The organism is Schaalia sp. lx-260 (assembly GCF_021083645.1).
In the GTDB taxonomy this organism is placed as follows: Bacteria; Actinomycetota; Actinomycetes; order Actinomycetales; family Actinomycetaceae; genus Pauljensenia.
In genome coordinates, this window is the sequence record NZ_JAJNRQ010000006.1 from 33,614 (window position 1) to 56,400 (window position 22,787).

Below are 22,787 nucleotides of genomic sequence, written 5' to 3' on the forward strand. Positions count from 1 at the left end.
TCAACCCTCAATCCAAAGATAACCCTCGTGAAGAGGATGGGTATGCTTTCGGTTCTTCCACTTTGTATTTCGGTCGCGAACCTTTGTGAATTCCCATGATGAGAATCCTGCGGCGATGGCAAGCTCCCCGAGCCATCGCTCGACAGGGGCGTGCACACCATACGGGGCCGAATCTCCCACTACATAACACACCTTCACTCCTGGGGATGTCTTTTGGCGAAGCGCTTGGAACACCTTGGAGTTATCAAAGAAATAGCCTGCCAGCATGGCGTGATATGCCTTATGCCCACCCCGCGTCTTACGAACCTCACTGAGCTCTTCGTATACGGGGATAAACTCATCCAAAATTGGCGCCATTAAAGTTGATTTCAGCGCTTCCTCAGCTTTCCATGTGCCAATGTTTTGTGTGGCCGAACGAAGGAGTACATCTCGGAGCGGTCGAAGGTCAGACCAACCCTCAATATCGCCGAGAACGATTTGCTCAAGTCGGAGGGCGTCGGCATAGTCATAGTTATTCGCATAGGGGGGCGAGGTGATTACTGCATCGGCCCACGCCTCAGGAACGCCATCAAGCGTCCGCGCATCGCCGCTAAGCAAGTGCGCATCAGCTGGTGATGCCCCGAGAAGAAATTGGTGCGTTTCCATGTCATCGGCAAACAGCTCTCCTGCCGCCTGGAAGGCTGCAATAGGCTCAGCGACCCGCCTTTTCGACTTATTGGGAAGTACATACTGCCACTGCGCAGTGCCCACCGGAGAGCATGCACGAATAATCGAGACGAAAGCTAACCATGCTAGTTCCGTTGTAGATTCACCGTCGGGCAGTGCATTTACCGCGTCACGAATACGCAGAAGATCGGCGAGGGATTCTGAATCAGGGAAACACTTCGCCACGAGAGGCGATGACGGCACGTCAACCGCATGTTTCTTATCGACTATGCGTAGAACACGACTTACTACGTCTCGTAAATTGTCTGGGTCGGTTTCCCATAAAAGCTTTGCACGAGCGATCCGCGCCACCGTGGGGTGCACCTCAACGGCATATGACGAAGCACCGGATTCTTGCGCAGCTAAGCATGTAGTCCCGGATCCACCGAAGGGATCAAGCACCCTAGTTACACCCCAGTGGCGTATGAGCTTCACAGCCCATTCTGATGAATACCCGGCTGAGTAGCGATACCAACGATGGACGGGCAGTTTCATATTGTCGGCAAACGTCGTTACGGACCCCGACACTCCAAAGGGGCCGAGAAGATAATCGCGCGTCGTCGATACGAAGGACGGTGAACCGTTCACTTCTTACTCCCAGACGTTATCCCTGTCCTAAACTCGACGACATCGCCGTCAACCATCACATAGTCTTTGCCTTCCATACGGACTTTCCCATGCGCACGAGCCTCAGCAACAGACCCATACTCCATAAGGTCCTCAAAAGAGACTATCTCTGCCTTAATAAAGCCTTTCTGGAAATCCGTATGAATCACACCCGCAGCCTGCGGAGCCGTATCCCCTTTATGAATAGTCCACGCCCGCGCTTCTTTTGGCCCTGCCGTCAAATAGGTTTGCAAACCCAAAGTATCAAAACCTACGCGAGCCAACTTATCTAAACCAGACTCAGCTTGACCTGAATCTTCAAGCATTTCACGCGCATCCGCCTCATCCAGTTCCACTAGCTCTGATTCAAACTGAGCATCCAAGAAAATAGCTTCAGCCGGCGCAACCAGCGCACGCAGCTCAGCCTGACGCGCCTGGTCAGCCATACCATCAGCATCCATATTAAATACGTAAATGAAAGGCTTTGAAGTCATCAGTTGGAATGATTTCACAGCAGCAGGATCCAGTTTTGCCCCCTCCGTGCCACTCAGCAGATGCCCGCTTTCAAGCAAAGCAAGCGCCTCACGCGCAGTATCAAGAACCACAGGCTCTGTTTTCTTACCACGTACCTCTTTTTCTAAACGCGGGATCGCTTTTTCTAAAGTCTGTATATCAGCGAGGATAAGTTCTGTGGAAATAGTGTCAATATCATGAGCAGGATCTACCCGACCATCAACATGCACCACATCTGGGTCACTAAAAGCGCGAGTCACTTGGCAAATCGCATCGGCTTCACGAATATTAGCGAGGAATTGGTTCCCTAATCCTTCACCTTCACTTGCGCCACGCACAATACCAGCAATATCAACAAAAGACACCGTTGCGGGGACTAGGCGCTCTGAATGGAAAACATCTGCGAGCTGCTGTAAGCGCGGATCCGGTAAAGGTACAATACCGACATTCGGTTCAATGGTTGCGAAAGGGTAATTCGCAGCCAAAACGGTCGCACGAGTCAGGGCATTAAAGAGTGTGGACTTGCCGACGTTAGGCAAACCAACAATACCAATAGTTAAAGACACCCTCCCAGTCTATGCGAGTATGAAGGTGGATCGCATCGCTCATGCACAAATGAGTTCACTGCCACTTTCACGCGCACACATTCACTGCTTTCCGCGCAAAAGAAAACAAAACCTCCCTCCCACGCACAAGGCCCATCTGACAGACAACACGCGCAGCCAACAAAACACAGCATCAGAGTCCCGGTCAAAGACCGGCAGGTATCTCCGGCACATTCTCCCAGCAGGAAGTGCCCCACTTTTAGCTCGTGTGATCCGGTCCATTCATACGGCGCGCATGAGGACGCGCGTCATCGCGACCTTGAGCACTCAGGTCAGCTCTCAGATTACGTGGCAAAGCAAAAGTCGTTGTTTCAGTTTCTGTACGTACTTCTTCTACCGTTGGAAAACCATGCTCGCTCAGCCAGTTCACAACCTCACGGACAAGAATCTCCGGAACCGAGGCGCCGGACGTCAGCCCTACTGTTTGCGCACCTTCAAACCATTCCACGTGTAATTCATCAGCCTTATCCACCCTGTACGCGCTGCCCGCACCAGCTTCAAGCGCAACCTCAACCAGTCGCACCGAATTTGAGGAGTTCGCTGATCCGACAACCACCATCACATCCACATGCGGGGCAATTGTTTTCACCGCTACCTGCCGATTTTGAGTAGCGTAGCAAATATCATCCGACGGAGGGTTGATAAGTAAAGGAAAACGCTGCCGCAAACGATCAACTGTTTGCTGTGTTTCATCAACAGAAAGCGTTGTTTGTGAAATCCATACCACGCGCTCCGGGTCACGCACCTCAATAGAGGAGACTTCATCTGGAGTTCCCACGACTTGAATATGCTCTGGCGCTTCGCCGTAGGTTCCTTCCACTTCCTCATGGCCTTCATGCCCGACAAGAACAATATCGTAATCTTGACTAGCAAAACGCACTGCTTCACGATGAACCTTTGTCACCAGCGGACAGGTCGCATCAATCGCGTATAAACCGCGTTCCTGCGCTGCCTGCCGCACATGAGGCGATACACCGTGAGCTGAAAAAACCACGCGAGCGCCCTCAGGGACCTCATCAGTTTCCTGAACAAAAATCGCACCGCGCTTTGACAGCATTTCCACAACATACTTGTTATGCACGATTTCTTTACGCACGTACACTGGAGCGCCATACAGATCAAGAGCTTTCTCCACGACATCTACGGCACGATCAACACCTGCGCAGTATCCTCGTGGCGCTGCTAAGAGGACACGGCCGGTTCCAGCTTTTTCTGCTCCTCGTGCGTGAATATCTGTTGTTGCTGAGGAAGCATCCGCTTGAGGCTGCAAGGTCGTCATATGCTCAGCCTAATTGGATAGCCCTGTTAGCGCCTATACATCTGACATACGCCACAATTTATAGGCGAATGATCGGCGCCCCTCATCAGGCAACCTACTGAGGAGTGGATAAAACACATCTGTCCTTCAAATCCGGATATTCTTAAGGAATGTCATCTGATTTACAAGGCTCTGCTCACACACCGCCGGCGGCCAAAGCTGCCGATACTACACGTGATAATCCATGGCCTTTACGTCGACTGACAGAGAATATCAAAATCTACGTTGATCGAATGTCGACTCTTTGGGTTGAAGGCCAGGTCGTAGAGTACAAACCGCGGCCGGGTACACGTATGGCTTTTTTTGTTCTGCGTGACATTGACACTGACACGTCAATGACGGTGAGCGCCTTCCCTGGAATCCTTGACCAAGCCGGCGCAGGCTTTGAGGAAGGTGCTCGCATTGTCACCCGTGTTAAGCCCGTTTTCTGGGAGCGCCGCGGCACATTGAATTTACGTGCCGAGGAAGTACACCTGCAAGGTATCGGTGATTTACTTGCACATATTGAACAACTGCGTCGACGTTTGAGCGCCGAAGGGCTTTTTGCATCTGAACGTAAGAAACCTTTGCCTTTCCTTCCTCGCACTGTCGGTTTGATATGTGGGCGCAATGCGAAAGCGAAAGATGATGTTATTGTCAATGCGAGTTCACGCTGGCCTGGTATTTCTTTTGAAATCCGTGAAGTTGCTGTCCAAGGTGACAATTGCGTGCGTGAAGTCACCGCTGCGCTCATGGAATTAGATGGGCTTGCTCATGTGGATGTGATTGTTGTTGCCCGAGGTGGGGGTTCTGTTGAGGATCTTCTTCCGTTTTCTGATGAGGTGTTAGTTCGCGCCGCCGCCGCTGTGGGCACACCTTTAGTTTCAGCGATTGGTCATGAGGGGGATGCGCCCCTCTTAGATCTTGTTGCTGACTATCGCGCGTCAACTCCAACAGATGCTGCCCGCCGTATTGTTCCTGATCTTGCGCAGGAATTGGATGGCTTACAGCGCAGCGTGGAGGCTATGCGAGTCGGTATGCATACGCGGCTTGTACGGGAGGCTCACGCTTTAGATTTATTGGTGAAGCGACCTGTACTTCAGCAGCCTTCAGCGGTTCTTGACGGACATACGCATGCTTTAGATACGCATACCACAGCTCTGAGACATGCAATAGAACGTGTCCTTGAACGCGAAGTGACAGCTTTAACGCAGGCACGTGCTACTCTCACAGCTTTGTCTCCTCAAGCCACATTGGAACGCGGCTATTCTCTGTTGCGTTCTCCTTCAGGAAAGATTATGCGTAGTGCAGCAGATGTTAAAAAGGGTGATTTGCTTGAAGGTATTCTCGCTGAGGGCCGTTTAGTCACTCAGGTTGTCGGTTCCACACGTGCGACATTACCGCCCGCATAATCTCAGCAAGACTACTTGGTGCCCGTAGTCACCCGTATTTTCCTGTTAAACATACGCTAACGAAAGGAATAGATCCAATGATCCCCGAACAGCAGAACGAGAGCGTAGCTCTGACATATGAAGAAGCCCGTGACGAACTCATTGGTATTGTGCGCCAATTGGAAAATGGTCAGGCGCCGCTTGAGGACACGTTGAAGCTATGGGAACGTGGCGAAGCCTTGGCTACACATTGTCGTTCCATACTTGATACTGCGCGTGCTCGTTTAGAAAATACGCATGCGGGAAGTCCTACCACTGAAAACTGATTCACACTAAACTAGTGTCAGTTGTGCACTCATTCTCATGCTTTTCGTCGCGTTTTGCTGATGTCATGAGGACACGGTGTGACACTGAAGTTATTCCCGTGCGCAAGGAGCGATCTGGATGGACCTGACTGTTAGCCCTCATGTCCTCGCCATCGGTGAAACACTGATGGACTGTGTTCAGCCTTTCGGAGCAAGCGAACCTACTAATGAGTATCCTGGTGGCTCTCCGGCCAATGTTGCGATGACTCTTGGTCGTTTAGGTCGGCCTGTGGCCCTCCATACGTGGATTGGTCAAGATCTGCGGGGTGAGCGTATTGTTGAGCATTTTTCTGCCTCACACGTGTCTATCACACCGGATTCTTTTGGAGCGGACCACACAAGCACAGCTCTTGCTACTTTAGATGAAAGTGGAGCTGCCACCTATACTTTTGATTTCGATTGGAACTTGACTGCGCCTTTGCCTTTAACGGGAATGGAACGCATTGTCCACGCAGGTTCGATTTCGTCGACAACTGAACCTGGAGCGACGGCTGTTTTAGATGCTCTGATTCGTGCTCGTCGTCATGCGATTATCACCTACGATCCAAATGCACGTCCGACTCTTATGGGTCAGCCGCATATGGCTTTGGCACAGGTGTGCCGTTTCCTTGCTGTTGCCGATGTTGTGAAGGTATCCGATGAGGATATTGCATGGTTGACTGGCAATCATGATCTTGAGGATGTGGTCCGCGAGTGGCTAGCCTTAGGCCCGCAAATGATTATTGTGACTCGCGGGAAGCAAGGTGCGCTGGCTTTTACTGCTTCAGGTGTTCGTTGTTCCTCCGTCCCTGGCAAAGTGAAAGTGGCGGATACCGTTGGGGCTGGCGACTCTTTTATGGGTGGCATTATTGATGCCATGTGGTCGTTAGGGCTTGTTGGCGTGATGTCGCGTCCTGTTTTGCGTGATGTGGATAGCACGAAAGTGGATACGATTTTGGCTCGCGCGAGCGCTATTTCTGATATCACGGTGTCACGTTCAGGGGCGAATCCTCCGTGGCTGTCTGAACTTGCGTGAGGCACGTGAATTTTACTTTCGCTTGCGCACACCGCTGTTTTTCGCATGTGGGCAAGCGGAAGCACGTGTTTTATTTACCTAATCGCCGTTCCCGTTGAGCATAGGAACGTAGTGCCCGTAAAAAGTCTACGCGCCGAAAATCTGGCCAGTAGGCTTCACAGAAATAGAATTCTGAGTGGACAGATTGCCAGAGCATGAAACCTGAAAGGCGTTGTTCACCTGATGTGCGGATCACAAGGTCAGGGTCCGGTTGATCTTTCGTGTATAGGTGGGCGGCAATATCTGAATCTGTGAGGTGATCTGCGAGTTCGGTGAGTGACATGTCGTTGTGTGCAGCTTCACGAATCAAAGCGCGTACTGCCTCTGTTATTTCTCGACGCCCACCGTAGCCCACAGCGATGTTGACAATCATGCCTGTCGTATTGTGGGTTTTTTCCACAGAAATACGTAATTGTTGCGCGGCTTCAAGCGGCAAAAGCGACAAATCACCGACCAGGTGAAGGCACCATTTTTCAGATTGAGCAAGGGATTCAACTGCTGAACATATGATTTTCACGAGTTCGCTTAGTTCTTCGCTGTCACGCGATAAGTTATCTGTTGACAGCATCCATAGGGTAACGATTTCAACACCGACTTCATCTGCCCATGTAAGAAAATCGGCGATGCGTCCTGCACCTGCTCGGTGACCGTGCGTAGGCGTGGTGCCCACAGATTTTGCCCATCTACGGTTGCCGTCGAGGATTACTCCCACGTGGCGTGGCAGGTCCTCAGTTGATAGTCCTGAGCGTAAACGGCGTTCGTAGAGGTCGTACAGTAAGTTCCACTGTGCCATGATGTGTCATCTCCTCTTTATTGGCCTGCCTATGCCACGCTGATTGTTGTTGAGGCTAATACTAGTCGCCCGGAAGGGTACATACTGAGGTGTTGCTGTCCCTTTGTTTTATTCAGGTGATAAACATTGGTGTGTCTGTTTCCTATTAAAACAAAGAAAATACTATTCACATTTGCACTTGAGGTAGGCGTGCTACGTGTTATTTCCTGTATAAAAGTCTATTCAGTATCGGTATATCTCCTCATACACTTTCAGATTCTCTTATAAGGACAAGGACGCTTCCCGCGTCTACGAATAGTTGCCTTTTGAATGCATTGTGAAGTTTTCGCAGGACATAGGTAAACCACAGTGATAACCTACGGAAGCGTAAGTTATGTTTTATTTTTACGGAAATTTATTTTTACGGAAAGGAGATCACCATGCGGATCGCATCATTGAAACCTACTCAATGGTTCCCTCAGCAGGTTGTTGCGATTAAACCTCATCTACGAGGATGGATACATTTAACTTCTGCTCCCCTTTCCCTCGCTGCTTCTATTGTCCTGCTATGCCTGGCCCCTACACCTGCAACCAAATGGGCCAGCGCGGTTTACCTCACAGCTTCCCTCGTGCTTTTCGGCGTATCAGCTACATATCACAGAATTTACTGGGCGCCCCGATGGGAAAAATTCTGGCAACGTTTAGATCATTCAAATATTTTTTTACTCATTGCTGGCACATACACTCCGCTCTGCATAGCCCTACTCAATAGGCGCGATGCAACAACTATTCTCTTGATTGTCTGGATAGGCGCATTTATCGGTATTTTGTTGAATCTCCTATGGCCAACAGCCCCTCGATGGCTTATCACAGCTGTGTACGTTGTTTTGGGATGGGTGGCTATTGCTTACCTGCCCGCACTATGGGTTGCGGGAGGCCCAGCTATCATCTGGCTTATTGCGTCTGGCGGCATCCTTTACACAATCGGCGCACTTATTTATGCCACTAAGCGCCCCAATCCTTCGCCACGGTGGTTCGGTTTTCATGAAATCTTTCATTTATGCACTGTATTCGCATGGGCATGTCAGTGTGTTGCTGTGTATCTCGCAGTCTTGAATTCATAATCACTGACACCTCATATAATTCGTTACTCCATCGCATAACAATCAATCGCTTATCTTGTTAAAATTTCTTAAAGAATAGAGGGGGCAGGGAATACTCACTTCATTCTTTGCGCACAGTACGCCTGTTTAATTTCCCTCATCGCAAGATCTTCCTGCTAGACTCGTGACCATTCACAGGCCGGCACCTGGCGGTGCCGGCTCACGCTTTCATTGGAGGTTTCTATGGCTGATACACAGTGGCTGACACAAGCTCAATACGATACCCTGCAAGCTGAACTTACCGAACGCACAGAAGTGCGTCGCCCCCACATTACGAAACTGATTGACGCTGCTCGTCAAGAAGGCGACTTGCGCGAAAATGGCGGATACCATGCGGCACGTAACGAGCAATCACTGAACGAAACACGCATTAAAGCTCTGCAAGCCATGTTGGAACATGCGGAGGTAGGCGAAACCCCTGCTGATGACGGCATTGTAGAACCTGGGATGATTGTTGTGGCACGGGTTGCCGGACGCGAAGTGGAATTCCTCTTAGGTTCACGTGATGCTGGTGGCGACCTCGGTATTCAAGTATTTTCCACCCAAGCACCACTGGGAGCTGCTGTTATGGGAGCGCACGCAGGCGACACTGTAAGTTATGAGGCGCCCAACGGTAAGACCATCGATGTGGAAATTATTTCCACACGCCCATTCGGCATGTAAATTCGGTGCGTGAATAACAGATACGCGCAGCAACATCAAAAGCGGCGGACACTTCAGTTGTGAAGCGCCCGCCGCTTACGTATTACTCACCGTCTCTGCATCTTGCCCCTCGCTTCAGGCAAACAGGTCTGCGTGGGCAAGGAACAGGGTTACTCAGGAACTCCTCATATGTGTTCCGCCAAAATCTTGCGCAGATTCATTGAGCGAAGTCACTGACCGAGCGACTGCCTCTTTTGGAACAGAATCACCATCAGATGCCCCCATTAAAGTAGCATCCTTATGCGCTGCTGTTTTCTCATCCTCAGCCTTATGAACTACTCCTGCACTTGCTTCTTTACTATAAGAAGCAACAATCATGTCATGTAACATTCCCGGAGGACCGCCTGGCCGGTCAGGATCTGTGGCAAGAGCTGGAATCGGATCATACCCATGTAAGTACAAGAATGTTGCGTTAATGAAAGCCGCTACCGGCACACCAAAGATCGCGCCAGGAATCCCCGCAACCGTTCCGCACCCTGCCACAACAAGTAAAACAGCCACCGGATGTAAAGACACAGCATTGGACATAATCAGAGGTTGCAGAAGGTTTCCTTCAATTTGCTGAACAGCCAAAATAATGATGAGCATAATCAAGCCAGCCATAGGGCCTTGATCTACTAAAGCCACAAGAACAGCAATTGAACCAGAAATTAAAGCACCGAGAATTGGAACAAAACTACCGAAAAATACGACGACCACAATCGGAATCGCCATCGGAACCCCAAGGAAGTACGCGCCCAAACCAATACCGATTGCATCAATGGCTGCCACTTGAATTTGTGAACGCACATAACCGCCCAAAGTAACCCAGCCTCGAATCGCAGATTCATGAATCGGTACTCGCGCAGGTTCTGGGAAAAGACGCACCACCCAAATCCAGATCTTTCGACCGTCTTTAAGGAAAAAGAACAAGCAGAATAAGACCAGAAGCATACTCGACAAACCGCTAAGCACTGAACTTGTCACTGATAAAGCACTGGAAGCCACTAATTCCGTATGTTGCTTTAGCCAGGAACCGATTTCATTTTGCAAGGTTTGTTGCGTTTCAGTCAGAAGCTTCGTATCAATTTTGAAGGGAAGTTTTTCAATCCATATGGCAGCGGCATCAAAGCCTTCCATAGCTTTTCTGAATAACCGAGGTAACTGGCTAATAATTTGCGTACCCGCACCCGACAAGGTCACAAGCACCACACTAAGCGTAACTACAAGTCCCACAGCAGCAGCTAACGCCTTAGGAAAATGCAGTTTTTTGTGGAACCACCCCACAAGTGGCGAAATCAGCACTGCCAGCAGGAGCGCCACAGCTATAGGCAAAACAATGATATACACCTGTATCATCAGGTAACCAATGCCAATAGCAGCCAGCGAAACAACCATCAGCCGCCACGATAAAGCTGCACTGACACGTAAAGTCCACGGAACAGCTTTCTCAGCAGAATCATCACGCAATGACTCTGTTTTCGGTAGTTCTGTGAGGAGCGGCATCTGTTGTACCTGACTTTGGCGTGCAGATGCTGCTGCAGTAGCGATACGTTTCATGGCATGAGCTATGCCGGAGGTCAATTGCGAACGACGAACCATCGTACTTCCCTTCTGTGGCCTCGTTTCATCAGTATATACCGCGTTCTTCTCCCTGTTTCAGATCGCCTTGCACCCTTTGAAGGATTCTTCAAAATTTTTGCTCAGAAATACAAATGAAGCGCAAAGCGCATACATCGCTGCACCTCACGCCTCATTCAGTAGTGAAGAAAAGAAGGCTTACGCTACACCGAGAATATCGGTGACGAAAACAAGGGTGTCACCACCTTTGATTCCAGCTTGTGGGACGCCTCGATCGCCATAACCATACTCTGACGGAATCGACAAAAGTACGCGGTCGCCTACTTTGCAACCAACCAGCCCTTCATCCCATCCACGAATAACCATCCCCACTCCGATTTGGAACGACAGTGCTTGACCGCGATCATAGGAGTTATCAAAGACTTCACCATTCCATACCTGACCAAGGTAATGGCAGTGAATAGTGTCCCCTGCCTCAACGACTTGCCCATTTCCTTCAACAAGTTTTTCCACAAGGAGTTCAGGGGATGCTTCCTCTGAAGTAAATTCGAGCGCAGGCTTACGAGCAAATTCACCTGTCACTGTCAGATTTTCCATGATTTTCCTTTTCTTTTCGTTGTGTATTGACGTGTATTCGCAGGCAACTAATCACGTAAACGCGCCAGAAGCTGCAAAATCTCAAGGTACATCCACACGATTGTCACCATAAAGCCGAAAGCACAGATCCACGCGAAATTCGCGGGAGCACCACGTTCAACCCCAACCTTTGCTTGGTCAAAGTCTTGTATCAGGCATGCAGCGCCAATAAGAACCGCAAGGACACCTACGATAGCGCTCACAGGGAAACCGTAAACAGTGGCATTAACCATTGATGAGGAAACCCAGCCGAAGGCCGATAATAATGCGTAAAGCAGACGGAATACGAGCAGACTTACCAATGCAATCAAAGTAAAACGCGCAAATCTCGGTGAATTACGGACTTTCCCTGAAGCAAATAAAGCCAAGGTCACGCCAACAACCGTAAGAGTCGCAACGAAAGCCTGAGCAACAATACCCGGGTAGGTCATTTCCATTACGCAAGAAAGAGCACCGAGAGCCGCACCTTCACAGACCGCATACGCAAGAATGAAAGCTGGGCGGATTTTCCGTGAAAAAATATTCACCATCGACAGAATTAAACCGCCAAGGAAACCTACCATCATGAGGCCAAGTCCCATTGTTGGCGTGGTCAAAGTTGCCCACCATGCGACAACGGCAGCAGCAAGCAGGACACCGAAAGAGATTCCTGTACGCACAAGAACGTCATCCCAGGTCATAATTCCACGATCAACTGCGTCAGCACTAGGCGCAGCGAAAGCGGATTCCATGGCGTCTTGATCCCATTGACTAGTGGTTGTGTAACCAACAGAGGTGTCATAGTGCTCATAGGGATTACGCGCATATGTGCCACGTTCTGCCGAGGTCTGGCTTGACTGATTGTGCAGTGTTTCCTTTGTGCCTACCGTGTAACCAGGCATTGTAGGGTATCCCGCTGGGGTGGTTTCCACCTGGCCGACCGACCAGCCTTTGTTCATTCTGTCAAAAACAGGATTCGTCATTCTGTCTCCTTGATTTTCTTTAGAAACCACTGAACCATGCTTACCGCTTTTTCGCCACCTGTAGCTTTGCTATGGAGCATTTTTCACTCAGAACCACTCAACGCGCACGCAGCAGTTATATGAGGTTTTACAGGATTCACCGTACTTTGAAATAGGTGAATAGGTGTTTTTCACGGGTAAATATCCACCCAATACATAGACCTATCACACAGCACACGCAGCTTGACCATACGATACGGTGTACCAACACGTACAAAGCCGTATCACTGAGTGCACCTAAACTGGCAATGACACAAACACTCACACACTCAGTGAATGCAACTGCAGGTAGCAGCCACATCAATGTTTCACATGCGATAATTCTGCGAATATCTTGCCGTTGCGCACCAGCATGTAACGCAGAAGCAAATTCTAAACGGCGTGTTCGCAACGCGATAATTCCTGCACATAAGGAAAGCGCCCCTACAATCCACACAAGGAAACGTGTGTTCCGTGTCTGGAAACGTGCTTGCCCATCAAAGCGTGCACCTAAACGCGAGTTCAGTTGCTCCATTGTGGTTTGCGAGCGTTCATCCCGACGCGAGTTTTTCACAACGGATGTCAGGAGGCCCTGCACTTGAGGGGATTGCGGCCATATATCAACCCAACATTGGTCGTAAGTTGTTTCTGATGCTGTTGGAATAAGCGCCATATATCCGTATCCGCTTGCGCGCCCATCCTCAGGATAGTCATATGTACCAGAAATCATGACTTCCCCTCCAACTGTCGGGAAGGAATCGCCTATCTTCATTGGGAGTTGCGAACGGACTTGATCCGATACGATGATTCCGGGAAGGCCACTGGTTTGGGCGCTCACTACTTTCGGGAATGTGGGGCTAACTAAGGCTTGAGGAATCGGAGCTGAAGGAAGCACGGTAAGCGTAATACGGCTTTCTTGAGTTTTTATTGCACCGGCAGCGCGGACCTGGGGTAAAGCATTCAGTGCTTCGCAGGCTGCTCCATCAATATTTTCAGGCGATTGGATTACACTGATGGAGCCTCCAGCTCGCACGTATTCTTCGGCGGCAGTCGTGATCGTGTGGGTGTGAGCGACTTCAGCGAGGCTGCCTATTGTCATGAGCAGAGTAAAAATACTCAACCACAGGATTGTTTTGCTTGTCCCTGTAATCGTATTACGCCAGGCCTCACTGATAATGCTTTTCCACTTCACAGGTCCTCACCTCGGACAGGGTCGGATATATGCGAGGTGTATTGATCTGTTTCTGTCTGTTTGTTTGGCTTTTCTGTTTCTTGCCATTCACGTAAATCAATGACCTGTGTACACATGCGTTCAGTTTCTTTGTCATGTGTCGCAACTACAACGATTGTCTGCGCGCACGCTAGGTCAGCAATGGCTACGTTCACTTCTTGACGAGTATGTAAATCAAGTTGAGCTGTTGGTTCGTCAATGAGGAATAAACTCGGATGCGAAGCAAAAGCACGGGCCAACATGAGGCGTTGGGCTTCCCCACCCGATAAGCTGGCAAATTCTTGCTGCGCGATACTGTTCAGATGAAATGTATCGAGGATTTCGTATGCGCGTATTTCCGCTTCTGCACGGCCCATGCCTTCAGCAAGTAGAGGGAAAACAACGTGGTCAAGTGCGCTGCGGCGAGCTATTCCATAGGGGTTTTGGAAAACCCATGAGGTTCTTCCTGTCCCTGTTGTGGTGATTGTTCCTTCTGTGGGTTCTAACCAGCCGGCAATGATGCTCAGAAGTGTACTTTTTCCGCTACCAGATGGTCCAATAAGCGCATAGACTTCACCCTCGTGTAGTTCTTGTGTCATATGACGAAATAGCCAGGGTTTTCCTGGGAATTGGTGTCCCACACGGTTCAATGTGACCTGCATGGTGTTTCACTTCCTGTGGGCAGGTTTAAGGTATCTGGTGCGGGTTTGTTATCGGTAAATGTGATGAATGTTTGTCCAAGTTCAGATGAGATAATACGAACGGGGCGGACTTGCGTTCCGTCAAGGACACAGCCTTCTTGTCCTTCAATCGCGTAGATTGCTGCCGGTGATAGTGAGTACAGCAGCGTCGGTTCAACGAGCGCTAATTGTGCGCTGATTTTTTGGTTGGAATTTTCGTCTGTTATTTGTTCTTTCCATGCGCGGTATGTGGGTGTATTTACTAGTTGCGCTAGCGCATCGGGGTCAGTGACACTGCCATCAGCGTTGATAGGTAAAGTGAGTGTGTCAATGGTGAGATTGTGTTCTCCTTCGAGGAGGTTCTGTGGCATGTCAGAAATTCGCACCTCTGTGAGAGTTTTTTCTAAGGTAATCAGAGGGGTTCCTACCTCGATATTCTGACCGATTTTCGCTGTACATTCAGCGGGGGTAATGCTGCTGTGTGGAAGCCATATGAATGATGAGGGGCTTATTACGGGGAGGTTGTACGTGTTGTATGAGCTCAAAAGCCCCATCATATGTGCGATTGCGCGGAAAGTGTCTGCGGTGATGGTGTCTGTAGTTGTGATTGTGTAGCCAAGGCGTTGGAGTTCTTCGTTTAGGGCTTGAACGTCATCCCCTTTGTCACCGTATGATAGGTCGCGCCATAGGGGGATAGATGTGGCGAGAGCGTAGATATTGCGGTCTTCAAGGGTCATGATGTGGTTGCCGGAGGATATGGGGGCGCGTGGGCTACAGTTCATGCGCGTCAGGAGTCCTGTTGTTGGGGAAAAAAGTTTTTCTTCTTCCGTATAGGTGACGCTGAGGGAGACTGTACGTTTATCGTCGATGGTGCGTGAACTAACAGGCGTGCTGGTGAGCGGGGCTGCTTTTTCTGTGCCGTGCGGAGTCACAGGTTGAAAGAGGTAGGCTCCAAGGGCAAGTCCGATGCCAAGGATGACGAGCACGAGAGTGGCTCCATACGCTATACGGTTCCATTTCATTAGGCTCTCCTTTGAGCTGTGGCGCATGCTTTCTATTATCGCTTTTTGGGAAGTTTATGCGGCTGAGTTTTTATGATTCTTCGTTATCGTCGAGCAGGTGTAGTGGGTCTGAAGCACACTCATGCGCTTCAGGGGAACTCACACGCGGATCACCACTGTCATACCAACGGTTCACATCAGCTACACTACTTCCTTTTTCAAGAAAACCAGCCTCCACCAAACAATCACGCTCAGCAGCAGGCCAATCCACATTGTCTGGATTCGTCCTCAACTTCCAATACCAGATCTCCGTGTCAATAAGCCCAGCTTTTTCCTCACAATCAATATGGAGCTTCTTTTCTTCCTCCTCAGAAATATCTGCACGAGAGTCAATACTTCCACCACCCCTAGGGGAATATACAACCCCGGTAAAACCATTATCTCTGAGGCATTGAGCTGCTCTTTCTTGTGACTCACGATATTCCGCGTCACTCACCTGTTCATCAGTAATAACGGCTTTGAAATAATCAGAAGCAGACGCATAAGCTTCCGCCATTTCTTTGGCGTAGGGGCCAGTAAAGTGCGGAATACTTTGCCCATTCCCTCCATCTGTAGCCCCCTCAGACGACACGTGAGCACATGCCGCCAACGAGAGGGACATACAGAAAACAAAAACAAGCGTTCTAGACGCGCTGCTCATAGTCACTCTTCTTCCGAAAGACTATCGTCGAGCAGGTGTAGTGGGTCTGAAGCACATTCATGCGCTTCAGGGGAACTCACACGCGGATCAGCACTGTCATACCAACGGTTCATATCAGCTACACTACTTCCTTTTTCAAGAAAGCCAGCCTCCACCAAACAATCACGCTCAGCAGCAGGCCAATCCACATTGTCTGGATTCGTCCTCAAGTTCCAATACCAGATCTCCGTGTCAATAAGCCCAGCTTTTTCCTCACAACCGGTGTAGATTTTTCGCCATTGTTCTACGGGCATATCACTTCGATCTTCTACTGATCCACCACCTCTAGCGAAAAACTTTATCCCCGTAAATCCGTTATCACGCCAACACTGGGCGGCTCGCTCTCGCGCTTCTTGATATTCCGCGTCACTCACCTGTTCATCAGCAATAACGGCTTTGAAATAATCAGAAGCAGACGCATAGTCTTCCGCGATTTCTTTAGCATAGGGACCAGTAAAGTGCGGAATACTTTGCCCGCTCCCTCCATCTGTAGCCCCCTCAGGCGACACGTGAGCACATGCCGCCAACGAGAGGGACATACAGAAGACAAAAGCAAGCGTTCTAGACACTCTGCTCATAGTCACTCTTTTCCCAACGGTAGTGACATACGTTAAATTGGGACTTGTGTCCACGCTTCTTCCAACCAGCATCGGTCCAGTTTCCGTTAGCTTTTTCCCAATAACGCGATGCTTTGCAACCATCCGCTTGCGAAAAACCGCCATTCTCATTTCGGAAAATCACGCAAGTAAATGCCTGTGTCGCCGCACTTTCATGAGCACTGATCGCAGGAGCAGCCACAAAAGCACCAGCACATAACCCCACTGATACAGCCATCGCAATCCATCGTTTTTTCAATTCTTTTTTCATCTTCAGCTCCTTTGCATGAATAATCGGTAAGATCGCCTTTGCCTCATCCGATAAAAGCAGCCTACAGCAGAAAAAACCAAAAAACAATGATTTGAATAAGTTTTTTTAAGCAAAGAAAATAGGTAGCAAAACAAGGCAAAATCCCAGCAACAAAAAGTCGCTGGGATTAAAACGTACCCCCGATGGGACTCGAACCCATAACACATCGATTTTAAGTCGATTGCCTCTGCCAATTGGGCTACGGGGGCAAAGGCGCCAGTAGACAACCCTACACGATCATTTCACCATTGACAGAGCAATTCCGTCAAGAATGTCATGTTCCGATGTAAGAACCGTATCAATGGTATAGCCTTTCGCGCATGTCCTCTCACATACACGCGCAACAACCCTCTGCCATATGAGGGCACCTCCGGCAATCACATCAGCACGACCTTTCGGCATAAAACCAAGGGAAGCCTTGAGAGCAACAGGCTGATCGACCATAAAACGTACCGCAGAGTTAATATCCTCACACCCAAGTTCCACACCATGAATAGCCTGCGGATCATAAGCATCCAAACCTAAAGCCTGAGCCGTAATAGTTGTCACTGTTCCAGCAACGCCCACCACAGTCTTTACCAAAGATAGATCCACTATTTCTTCCGCACAATCAAGCTGCTCATCAATCCAACGTATAGCAGCCTCTTGTTCCGCCTGAGGAATACCTCCTCGACTCTCCACATTCTCAAAAAACTTTTCACTCACCCGAACAGAACCCATATCAATAGAAATCGCACTCGTCACCTCGCAATCTCCCAACACAAGTTCCGTCGAACCCCCACCAATATCCACAACCAACACAGGGCGTTCATGCGCAGGCCCCATCACCGATAAAGCGCCCGAAAAAGATAATGCTGCTTCCTCGGTTCCCGGCACCACCTCAGGTGTCACCCCAAGTATTTCCTCAACACCATCAATAAAAACCTGACGGTTTGCCGCATCACGCATAGCTGAGGTCGCAACAAAACGGATACGTGAAACCCCAGCCTCATCAATCAATGCACGGTACTCACGAAGAGCCACCAAAGAACGTTCAATCGCCTCAGGAGCCAAAAGACCCGTTTTATCTACCCCCTGCCCTAAACGCACAATACGCATTTCCCGAGCATAATCCGTCAACACAGGCCGATCACCCTGATACGTCACATCAGCCAAAAGCAAACGAATCGAATTAGTTCCACAATCAATAGCAGCGATACGTGTCATAACGAAAACCCCTTCATCACACGTCACATTTCGCATGTACAGCGAGTAGGCGACCACAGATTGCGTTCTTCCATCAATTCAAGAGCGCGATCACCTACAACATTGATGCCTTGTCCCACCGCTAACGCATGCCCCACAAGCGCATGTAAACATTTCACCCGAGTAGGCATCCCGCCTGCAGAAATACCATCAATTTCAGGAACTTCACCCAAGCGGCGACGACGAGAAATATAATCCTCATGCGCACGCTTATAAGCCTCACGCGCCTGGTCGTCCTCAGCCAACCAGTCATTCAACTGTTCCATTGTTTTCTCAGCTTCAAGGGTTGAACACCCTTTCACAGCGCCAGGATGAGTCAAATAAAACATCGTAGGGAAAGGACTACCATCTTCTAAGCGTGGCGCCGTCACCACAACAGTTGGCCGCCCACACACACACCGCGCACCGATTCCAATAACTCCACGTGGAATACGGTCTAATTGTTGGCGTAACGTATCAATATCAGCTTCAGAAGCCGCTTCCCATAATGTCTCAGTCACATTGCCTATTGTCGCATATTCACAGATCGAAACTCGGCACACGAAAACCCGCATGCACATACGCTTTCAGATATACCTATCGGTGATTTGAGGACCCTATTGCCTTATTGCCCGGAAGCAGGGTCAGCATCAGAGTTTTCATTTTGCCCAGCGTCACTTTGATGAGTTTCTGCCTGTTCTTGCGCACTGTGATCGGTGTGCGCGTCAAGGTTTTCCGGTGCTCCTACAGTCATGGCACGTGCATGTTCGTCAGCACGGTCAGCCTCATCAAGAGATAAAACAAAAATCTGAACCCACGGGCGCGCAGGTCCTTCCCGTTGAGCCGCAGCAACTTGCGATTGCTCTCGATATTCTTCACCAGGATCAGCAACAGTAAACTGTGTTTCCCCGCGCTTCACATATCCCAAACGGGTGCGCGCCTGCGAAGCAATATAGCTCGGATCATCCCATAATTTCAGTTGCTGACTGAGCTGTTCATTGCGTTCTTGAGCCTGCGCCACTTCTTTCACAATATTGTTATATTCATGCTCTTGTTGCCACCATTGATACAACGAAGGAAGAAGCAGAACACACAGCACAGCACATGTGATAGCAACCCCAAGAAAACGAACAGAAAATTCAATCCCGCCTAAGCTCACTACCCGCTTATCATGCTGAGTTTGGGCATCAGATTGCATACTTGCACTTCGTCTGGCCCTTTTTTGACGAGGCAACCTGCTTGTTACGCGCACTCGCGTTTTTTGATCTGACAGGGCCTGCTGAACGCGGGAAGAATGGGGTAATTGTGACTTTTCTACTGACTGATTTTTTTCAGCCGCCCGAGGGGGATCCTCACTCACTCGACTTCGTGGCTGGTGTATAGGTGCAGCTTTTCTCGCTGCTTCATCATTCCTTGCGAGGGTTTTTCCACTATCCGATTGCGCACGAGAGACAGATGGACGTGCAGATGTTCCTGTACGCCGATTAGAACGTTTCGGCGGACGAGGACGCGAAGGGCCGGATAAGGAATTCATGTAGTTAATGGTTCCTTAAATCCGCGAAGTGGCCAATAGATTACGCGGCATGTCTTTAGTCCATATGCGCTTCATGGTGTGAATAGCAGCAAAGTTATCCACAGTTTGATGCAGGATTTTCTATATGACCCGCCTTTTTGAAGATACTGTCTTTACGGTGTTTGAAGGTGCAGGAGGTCTCATGAATCTTTTCACACATAGCACAGTTTTTCGGCGTGGTCTTTCATCCGTTGCAGTAGGAACAGATCATCATAATCAATTCATTTTCACACACCTTGAAGAACGTGAAATCGCATGGTTAACAAGAGGAAACCTCCCCCACACACCTAGGATCCGAGGGGATAACCAGTATGTAAATTCTTCCTTTGTTTTAGAGAATGATATGTCCCAAAACAAAGGGCGGACCCCGTCTTTTTCTCATATCCCCACACCCGTAAGTGCTCATCGTTTCACATGGGTACTTCAGGCACGCTCGCTAGCCGAAAGGAAACACTCACGCACAAAACTGCGTCTACTGATTTTAGGTGTGGATTCAACGATCCTTTTGGCTGTGAAACTTGCATCTGAGTTACGCGATATTCACGTGGAAATACGCGATGACGGAAAAGTAGATCCTGAACTTGACGCGTTTTTCGGTGGAGGGTATTTCCAAATGCCACGCGGACGCAGCGCCTGCCAGTTTTTACGCTCCACGCATACGGCCACTGCTGGTCGTATGACACGGTGGGATGGAGTCATTGTGTTAAATAATCGCGCTGCTGATCCGATGAAATGTGATGAGGCGCGTCAACTCTCTTTACCTTATTGTGTCCTCATCCATGATGAGGCCCACAGCAGCATCACACCCGTGATGAATCCTCAGAAAAGTCCATGCCCGCAATGTATCGAGTTATATCGCAATGAGCGTGATCCTTTTCGCGCGCATATGCAGCAAAGGCTCCGCGACATTCCAGTTCCACAACTCAGCCTTCTGCGTCGTCATATGTGCGCTATTTCTCTGGCACATACGCTTCGTGATTGGGGACTACCAACCGCTTCTTACGCCACTGGTTCTGATACCGCCATTCCTATAGCTGAGCGCTCCCATACGCTTCTTCAGATCATGGACGACGGTTCCATAAGAAACGAAAGAATCCGCTCACACCCTCGATGCTCATGTGTAGCAGGAGGGTCCTCACGATCGTCGCAATACCAGTAATCACGAATAAAAATCAAGGTTTTCATGTATCAGATATCGTATCCGTTTCACAAAGCCAATGATTCCTGTTGCGCACATAAATCACGCAGAAAGCGTGACGGCTGACGTTTTTTCTTTGACGAATATGCATGACGAGCATGCGCCCACGAAAGTTCCAAAGTGTCACGGGCGCGCGTGAGCGCCACATAAAGTAAACGTCGTTCTTCTTCACAAGCCTGATCGGAAAGAGCGTGAGAGATAGGAAGTAACCCCTCACTCAACCCTATGACAAAAACGTGTTTCCATTCCAAACCTTTTGCGGCATGAATCGTGCTCAGTACTACACCATGTATGGGTGGTTCTACCTGCCCTTGAGCACGTTCTTCTAATTCGGTAACAAATTCAGTCATTGTCATTGAAGGGTGCGCACGTGCTAATTCAACAATAGCGTTCAAATTATCCCAACGTTCACGCGTTACTCCCCTCGTTTCAGGTGCTTGCGGTGTCCACCCTGCTATCAGCAGCGCTTCAGATACCCGTTCTACCAAGGATGGGTACACGTTTTTTTCTTCCCCGCCCGATTCAAAAATATCCCCGTCACCCTTTTTCTTCTGTAAAGAATGTTCGTTACCAGCAACCCGCATGTCATCTTGTTTGCCCTGCGAAACTGACTCAACCGTATTCGCTGCTATACGACGCAAAACAAGCATGGCTTTGCGCACTTCTTCGCGTTCAAAAAATTGTGCTCCCCCACGCAAAGTGAAAGGAATATCAGCTTGCGTCAATGCGTGCTCAAAGACTTCAGATTGGGAATTTGTTCTATATAAGACAGCAATATCGTTAAGAGATTCTCCCGCTTCCTGATAGGCGCGTATCTTAGTAGCAATATAGGTAGCTTCCGCCTCATCATCCTCATGCACGCTACAGGAAATAGGCGCTCCTGATGCTCGTTGAGAAACTAATGAAATGACTGGCTCAAACGTAGCATCCGCTTTATGTAAACCTACTTTCATCACAGTATTTGCAGCCTCAACAATCTGCGGTGTGGAACGATAATCGCGATACAGTTCAATCACATGCGCACCGGGATGTTCATTCGCAAAATCAAGAAGATGCTGCCCTGAAGCCCCCGCAAATGAATAAATAGTTTGCGCAACATCCCCCACAACGCAAATATCATGACGCTCACCCAGCCACAGGTACAACAAATGTTTTTGAACCTGCGAAATATCCTGGTACTCATCTACAACAAAATGCCGGTACTGTGCGCGTATCTGCTGTGCCACATCAGTTCTTTCATGCAACAGACCACACATAATCAGCAAAACGTCCTCAAAATCAATCACACGACGTTCTGCTTTTGCGTCCTCATAGGCATCCATGAGGCGCAAAATATCCTCTACAGTCAGATCTGCCACTAAAGGACGTTTCCCCGAAAGGACACATTCGCCATAGGCATCAATATCAAGCATTGATACTTTTGCCCATTCGATTTCAGCAGCAATATCACGCACAAGAGCTTTATCCACATTTTTGCCGATACGAGCAGCTGCCGCTGCAACCAGCGAAGCCTTATGATCGACGATCGTTGGGGCAGACCCACCTATCACTGAGGGCCAAAAATAGGTGAGTTGTCTTAGGGCTGCTGCATGAAAAGTACGCGCCTGAATTTGAGGAATACCAAGAGCCGCCAATCGCGTGCGCATTTGCGCCGCAGCTTTCGCCGTAAAAGTAACTGCCAGAACATGACGCGGATCGTAAGCACCCACTGCGGCCGCATAAGCAATACGGTAGGTTATTGCTCGCGTTTTCCCTGTGCCCGCACCAGCGTGTACAGCAAGAGGGCCACTAACATAGCGAGCCACTTTCCTTTGATCTGGGTCAAGGGCTTCAAGGAGCGATTCTGGGCTGGCAAGCTGCATGGCATTCATTTTCCCACCTCCATGTCGCTGTGCGCTCATTGTGTA

Annotated in this window: 23 protein-coding genes and 1 tRNA gene; 6 read left to right on the plus strand and 18 right to left on the minus strand. The window is 49.4% G+C overall.

Annotated elements, in window-relative coordinates; all coding sequences use genetic code 11:
* From LRP57_RS07465 to LRP57_RS07475, 3 genes are all read right to left on the minus strand, one after another.
* Complete coding sequence (locus LRP57_RS07465; RefSeq protein ID WP_231205915.1) at positions 1-1,200, minus strand: site-specific DNA-methyltransferase; 1,200 nt, start codon at positions 1,198-1,200, stop codon at positions 1-3.
* An 89-nt stretch (positions 1,201-1,289) separates the two neighbouring features.
* Positions 1,290-2,390: a redox-regulated ATPase YchF gene (gene ychF, locus LRP57_RS07470; RefSeq protein WP_231205916.1), complete on the minus strand. Its 1,101-nt coding sequence runs from the start codon at positions 2,388-2,390 to the stop codon at positions 1,290-1,292.
* 238 nt (positions 2,391-2,628) lie between these two features.
* A complete protein-coding gene (locus tag LRP57_RS07475) occupies positions 2,629-3,708 on the minus strand; it encodes a 4-hydroxy-3-methylbut-2-enyl diphosphate reductase (protein WP_231205917.1) in 1,080 nt (359 codons plus the stop codon).
* Positions 3,709-3,857: 149 nt separating this feature from the next.
* On the opposite strand from LRP57_RS07475, the gene xseA reads away from it, so the two are divergent.
* From xseA to LRP57_RS07490, 3 genes are all read left to right on the plus strand, one after another.
* Positions 3,858-5,138 (plus strand): exodeoxyribonuclease VII large subunit, encoded by a 1,281-nt coding sequence (xseA, locus tag LRP57_RS07480; protein WP_231205918.1) that lies wholly within the window; start codon positions 3,858-3,860, stop codon positions 5,136-5,138.
* Between the two features lie 77 nt (positions 5,139-5,215).
* Entirely contained in the window at positions 5,216-5,443 is a 228-nt protein-coding gene (locus tag LRP57_RS07485) for an exodeoxyribonuclease VII small subunit (protein ID WP_231205919.1), read from the plus strand.
* Between the two features lie 118 nt (positions 5,444-5,561).
* Positions 5,562-6,497: a carbohydrate kinase family protein gene (locus tag LRP57_RS07490; RefSeq protein ID WP_231205920.1), complete on the plus strand. Its 936-nt coding sequence runs from the start codon at positions 5,562-5,564 to the stop codon at positions 6,495-6,497.
* A 70-nt stretch (positions 6,498-6,567) separates the two neighbouring features.
* Here LRP57_RS07490 and LRP57_RS07495 read toward each other — a convergent pair whose 3' ends face one another.
* Positions 6,568-7,329 carry an isoprenyl transferase gene (locus LRP57_RS07495; RefSeq protein WP_231205921.1) on the minus strand — a complete coding sequence of 254 codons (762 nt, stop codon included), beginning with the start codon at positions 7,327-7,329 and terminating at the stop codon, positions 6,568-6,570.
* A gap of 419 nt (positions 7,330-7,748) precedes the next feature.
* Here LRP57_RS07495 and trhA point away from each other — a divergent pair, with 419 nt between their 5' ends.
* Both trhA and greA read left to right on the plus strand, forming a co-directional pair.
* Positions 7,749-8,432 carry a PAQR family membrane homeostasis protein TrhA gene (trhA, locus tag LRP57_RS07500; RefSeq protein WP_231205922.1) on the plus strand — a complete coding sequence of 228 codons (684 nt, stop codon included), beginning with the start codon at positions 7,749-7,751 and terminating at the stop codon, positions 8,430-8,432.
* A 222-nt stretch (positions 8,433-8,654) separates the two neighbouring features.
* On the plus strand, positions 8,655-9,134 hold the full coding sequence (gene greA, locus LRP57_RS07505; RefSeq protein WP_231205923.1) for a transcription elongation factor GreA: 480 nt from the start codon (positions 8,655-8,657) through the stop codon (positions 9,132-9,134).
* Positions 9,135-9,287: 153 nt separating this feature from the next.
* Here greA and LRP57_RS07510 read toward each other — a convergent pair whose 3' ends face one another.
* The 13 genes from LRP57_RS07510 to LRP57_RS07570 form a co-directional block, all read right to left on the minus strand.
* Positions 9,288-10,754, minus strand: coding sequence for an AI-2E family transporter (locus LRP57_RS07510; protein WP_231205924.1), 1,467 nt, complete (start codon positions 10,752-10,754; stop codon positions 9,288-9,290).
* 177 nt (positions 10,755-10,931) lie between these two features.
* On the minus strand, positions 10,932-11,330 hold the full coding sequence (locus LRP57_RS07515; protein WP_231205925.1) for an FKBP-type peptidyl-prolyl cis-trans isomerase: 399 nt from the start codon (positions 11,328-11,330) through the stop codon (positions 10,932-10,934).
* Positions 11,331-11,377: 47 nt separating this feature from the next.
* A complete protein-coding gene (locus LRP57_RS07520) occupies positions 11,378-12,331 on the minus strand; it encodes a Bax inhibitor-1/YccA family protein (protein WP_231205926.1) in 954 nt (317 codons plus the stop codon).
* A 136-nt stretch (positions 12,332-12,467) separates the two neighbouring features.
* Positions 12,468-13,541 (minus strand): hypothetical protein, encoded by a 1,074-nt coding sequence (locus LRP57_RS07525; RefSeq protein WP_231205927.1) that lies wholly within the window; start codon positions 13,539-13,541, stop codon positions 12,468-12,470.
* The gene (locus LRP57_RS07530; RefSeq protein WP_231205943.1) at positions 13,538-14,221 is read right to left on the minus strand and encodes an ATP-binding cassette domain-containing protein; all 684 of its coding nucleotides are present in this window, start codon (positions 14,219-14,221) and stop codon (positions 13,538-13,540) included. Before LRP57_RS07530 ends, LRP57_RS07525 begins: the two co-directional genes overlap by 4 nt.
* On the minus strand, positions 14,206-15,261 hold the full coding sequence (locus LRP57_RS07535) for a peptidoglycan-binding domain-containing protein (protein WP_231205945.1): 1,056 nt from the start codon (positions 15,259-15,261) through the stop codon (positions 14,206-14,208). Before LRP57_RS07535 ends, LRP57_RS07530 begins: the two co-directional genes overlap by 16 nt.
* A 70-nt stretch (positions 15,262-15,331) precedes the next feature.
* Positions 15,332-15,901: a hypothetical protein gene (locus tag LRP57_RS07540; RefSeq protein WP_231205946.1), complete on the minus strand. Its 570-nt coding sequence runs from the start codon at positions 15,899-15,901 to the stop codon at positions 15,332-15,334.
* Between the two features lie 41 nt (positions 15,902-15,942).
* Positions 15,943-16,518: a hypothetical protein gene (locus LRP57_RS07545; protein ID WP_231205948.1), complete on the minus strand. Its 576-nt coding sequence runs from the start codon at positions 16,516-16,518 to the stop codon at positions 15,943-15,945.
* Positions 16,519-16,540: 22 nt separating this feature from the next.
* A complete protein-coding gene (locus LRP57_RS07550; protein ID WP_231205950.1) occupies positions 16,541-16,846 on the minus strand; it encodes a hypothetical protein in 306 nt (101 codons plus the stop codon).
* Between the two features lie 174 nt (positions 16,847-17,020).
* A tRNA-Leu gene (locus LRP57_RS07555) sits at positions 17,021-17,094 on the minus strand.
* Between the two features lie 28 nt (positions 17,095-17,122).
* Positions 17,123-18,091 carry a Ppx/GppA phosphatase family protein gene (locus LRP57_RS07560; RefSeq protein ID WP_231205952.1) on the minus strand — a complete coding sequence of 323 codons (969 nt, stop codon included), beginning with the start codon at positions 18,089-18,091 and terminating at the stop codon, positions 17,123-17,125.
* 23 nt (positions 18,092-18,114) lie between these two features.
* A complete protein-coding gene (locus tag LRP57_RS07565) occupies positions 18,115-18,630 on the minus strand; it encodes a DUF501 domain-containing protein (RefSeq protein WP_231205954.1) in 516 nt (171 codons plus the stop codon).
* A gap of 104 nt (positions 18,631-18,734) precedes the next feature.
* The gene (locus LRP57_RS07570; RefSeq protein ID WP_231205956.1) at positions 18,735-19,643 is read right to left on the minus strand and encodes an FtsB family cell division protein; all 909 of its coding nucleotides are present in this window, start codon (positions 19,641-19,643) and stop codon (positions 18,735-18,737) included.
* A 181-nt stretch (positions 19,644-19,824) separates the two neighbouring features.
* Here LRP57_RS07570 and LRP57_RS07575 point away from each other — a divergent pair, with 181 nt between their 5' ends.
* Entirely contained in the window at positions 19,825-20,841 is a 1,017-nt protein-coding gene (locus LRP57_RS07575) for a hypothetical protein (RefSeq protein WP_231205958.1), read from the plus strand.
* Positions 20,842-20,888: 47 nt separating this feature from the next.
* Here the strand turns inward: LRP57_RS07575 and LRP57_RS07580 are convergent, their stop codons facing one another.
* Positions 20,889-22,751, minus strand: coding sequence for an ATP-dependent helicase (locus tag LRP57_RS07580; protein ID WP_231205960.1), 1,863 nt, complete (start codon positions 22,749-22,751; stop codon positions 20,889-20,891).
* Positions 22,752-22,787 lie beyond the last annotated feature (36 nt).

Excerpts from the sequence above, each read along its gene's own strand:
- LRP57_RS07465 (WP_231205915.1), bottom strand. The coding sequence starts at position 1,200 with ATGAAACTGCCCGTCCATCGTTGGTATCGCTACTCAGCCGGGTATTCA.
- LRP57_RS07475 (WP_231205917.1), bottom strand. The coding sequence starts at position 3,708 with ATGACGACCTTGCAGCCTCAAGCGGATGCTTCCTCAGCAACAACAGAT.
- xseA (WP_231205918.1), top strand. The coding sequence starts at position 3,858 with ATGTCATCTGATTTACAAGGCTCTGCTCACACACCGCCGGCGGCCAAA.
- LRP57_RS07485 (WP_231205919.1), top strand. The coding sequence starts at position 5,216 with ATGATCCCCGAACAGCAGAACGAGAGCGTAGCTCTGACATATGAAGAA.
- LRP57_RS07490 (WP_231205920.1), top strand. The coding sequence starts at position 5,562 with ATGGACCTGACTGTTAGCCCTCATGTCCTCGCCATCGGTGAAACACTG.
- LRP57_RS07495 (WP_231205921.1), bottom strand. The coding sequence starts at position 7,329 with ATGGCACAGTGGAACTTACTGTACGACCTCTACGAACGCCGTTTACGC.
- trhA (WP_231205922.1), top strand. The coding sequence starts at position 7,749 with ATGCGGATCGCATCATTGAAACCTACTCAATGGTTCCCTCAGCAGGTT.
- greA (WP_231205923.1), top strand. The coding sequence starts at position 8,655 with ATGGCTGATACACAGTGGCTGACACAAGCTCAATACGATACCCTGCAA.
- LRP57_RS07510 (WP_231205924.1), bottom strand. The coding sequence starts at position 10,754 with ATGGTTCGTCGTTCGCAATTGACCTCCGGCATAGCTCATGCCATGAAA.
- LRP57_RS07515 (WP_231205925.1), bottom strand. The coding sequence starts at position 11,330 with ATGGAAAATCTGACAGTGACAGGTGAATTTGCTCGTAAGCCTGCGCTC.
- LRP57_RS07520 (WP_231205926.1), bottom strand. The coding sequence starts at position 12,331 with ATGACGAATCCTGTTTTTGACAGAATGAACAAAGGCTGGTCGGTCGGC.
- LRP57_RS07530 (WP_231205943.1), bottom strand. The coding sequence starts at position 14,221 with ATGCAGGTCACATTGAACCGTGTGGGACACCAATTCCCAGGAAAACCC.
- LRP57_RS07535 (WP_231205945.1), bottom strand. The coding sequence starts at position 15,261 with ATGAAATGGAACCGTATAGCGTATGGAGCCACTCTCGTGCTCGTCATC.
- LRP57_RS07540 (WP_231205946.1), bottom strand. The coding sequence starts at position 15,901 with ATGTCCCTCTCGTTGGCGGCATGTGCTCACGTGTCGTCTGAGGGGGCT.
- LRP57_RS07545 (WP_231205948.1), bottom strand. The coding sequence starts at position 16,518 with ATGTCCCTCTCGTTGGCGGCATGTGCTCACGTGTCGCCTGAGGGGGCT.
- LRP57_RS07550 (WP_231205950.1), bottom strand. The coding sequence starts at position 16,846 with ATGAAAAAAGAATTGAAAAAACGATGGATTGCGATGGCTGTATCAGTG.
- LRP57_RS07560 (WP_231205952.1), bottom strand. The coding sequence starts at position 18,091 with ATGACACGTATCGCTGCTATTGATTGTGGAACTAATTCGATTCGTTTG.
- LRP57_RS07570 (WP_231205956.1), bottom strand. The coding sequence starts at position 19,643 with ATGAATTCCTTATCCGGCCCTTCGCGTCCTCGTCCGCCGAAACGTTCT.
- LRP57_RS07575 (WP_231205958.1), top strand. The coding sequence starts at position 19,825 with ATGAATCTTTTCACACATAGCACAGTTTTTCGGCGTGGTCTTTCATCC.
- LRP57_RS07580 (WP_231205960.1), bottom strand. The coding sequence starts at position 22,751 with ATGAATGCCATGCAGCTTGCCAGCCCAGAATCGCTCCTTGAAGCCCTT.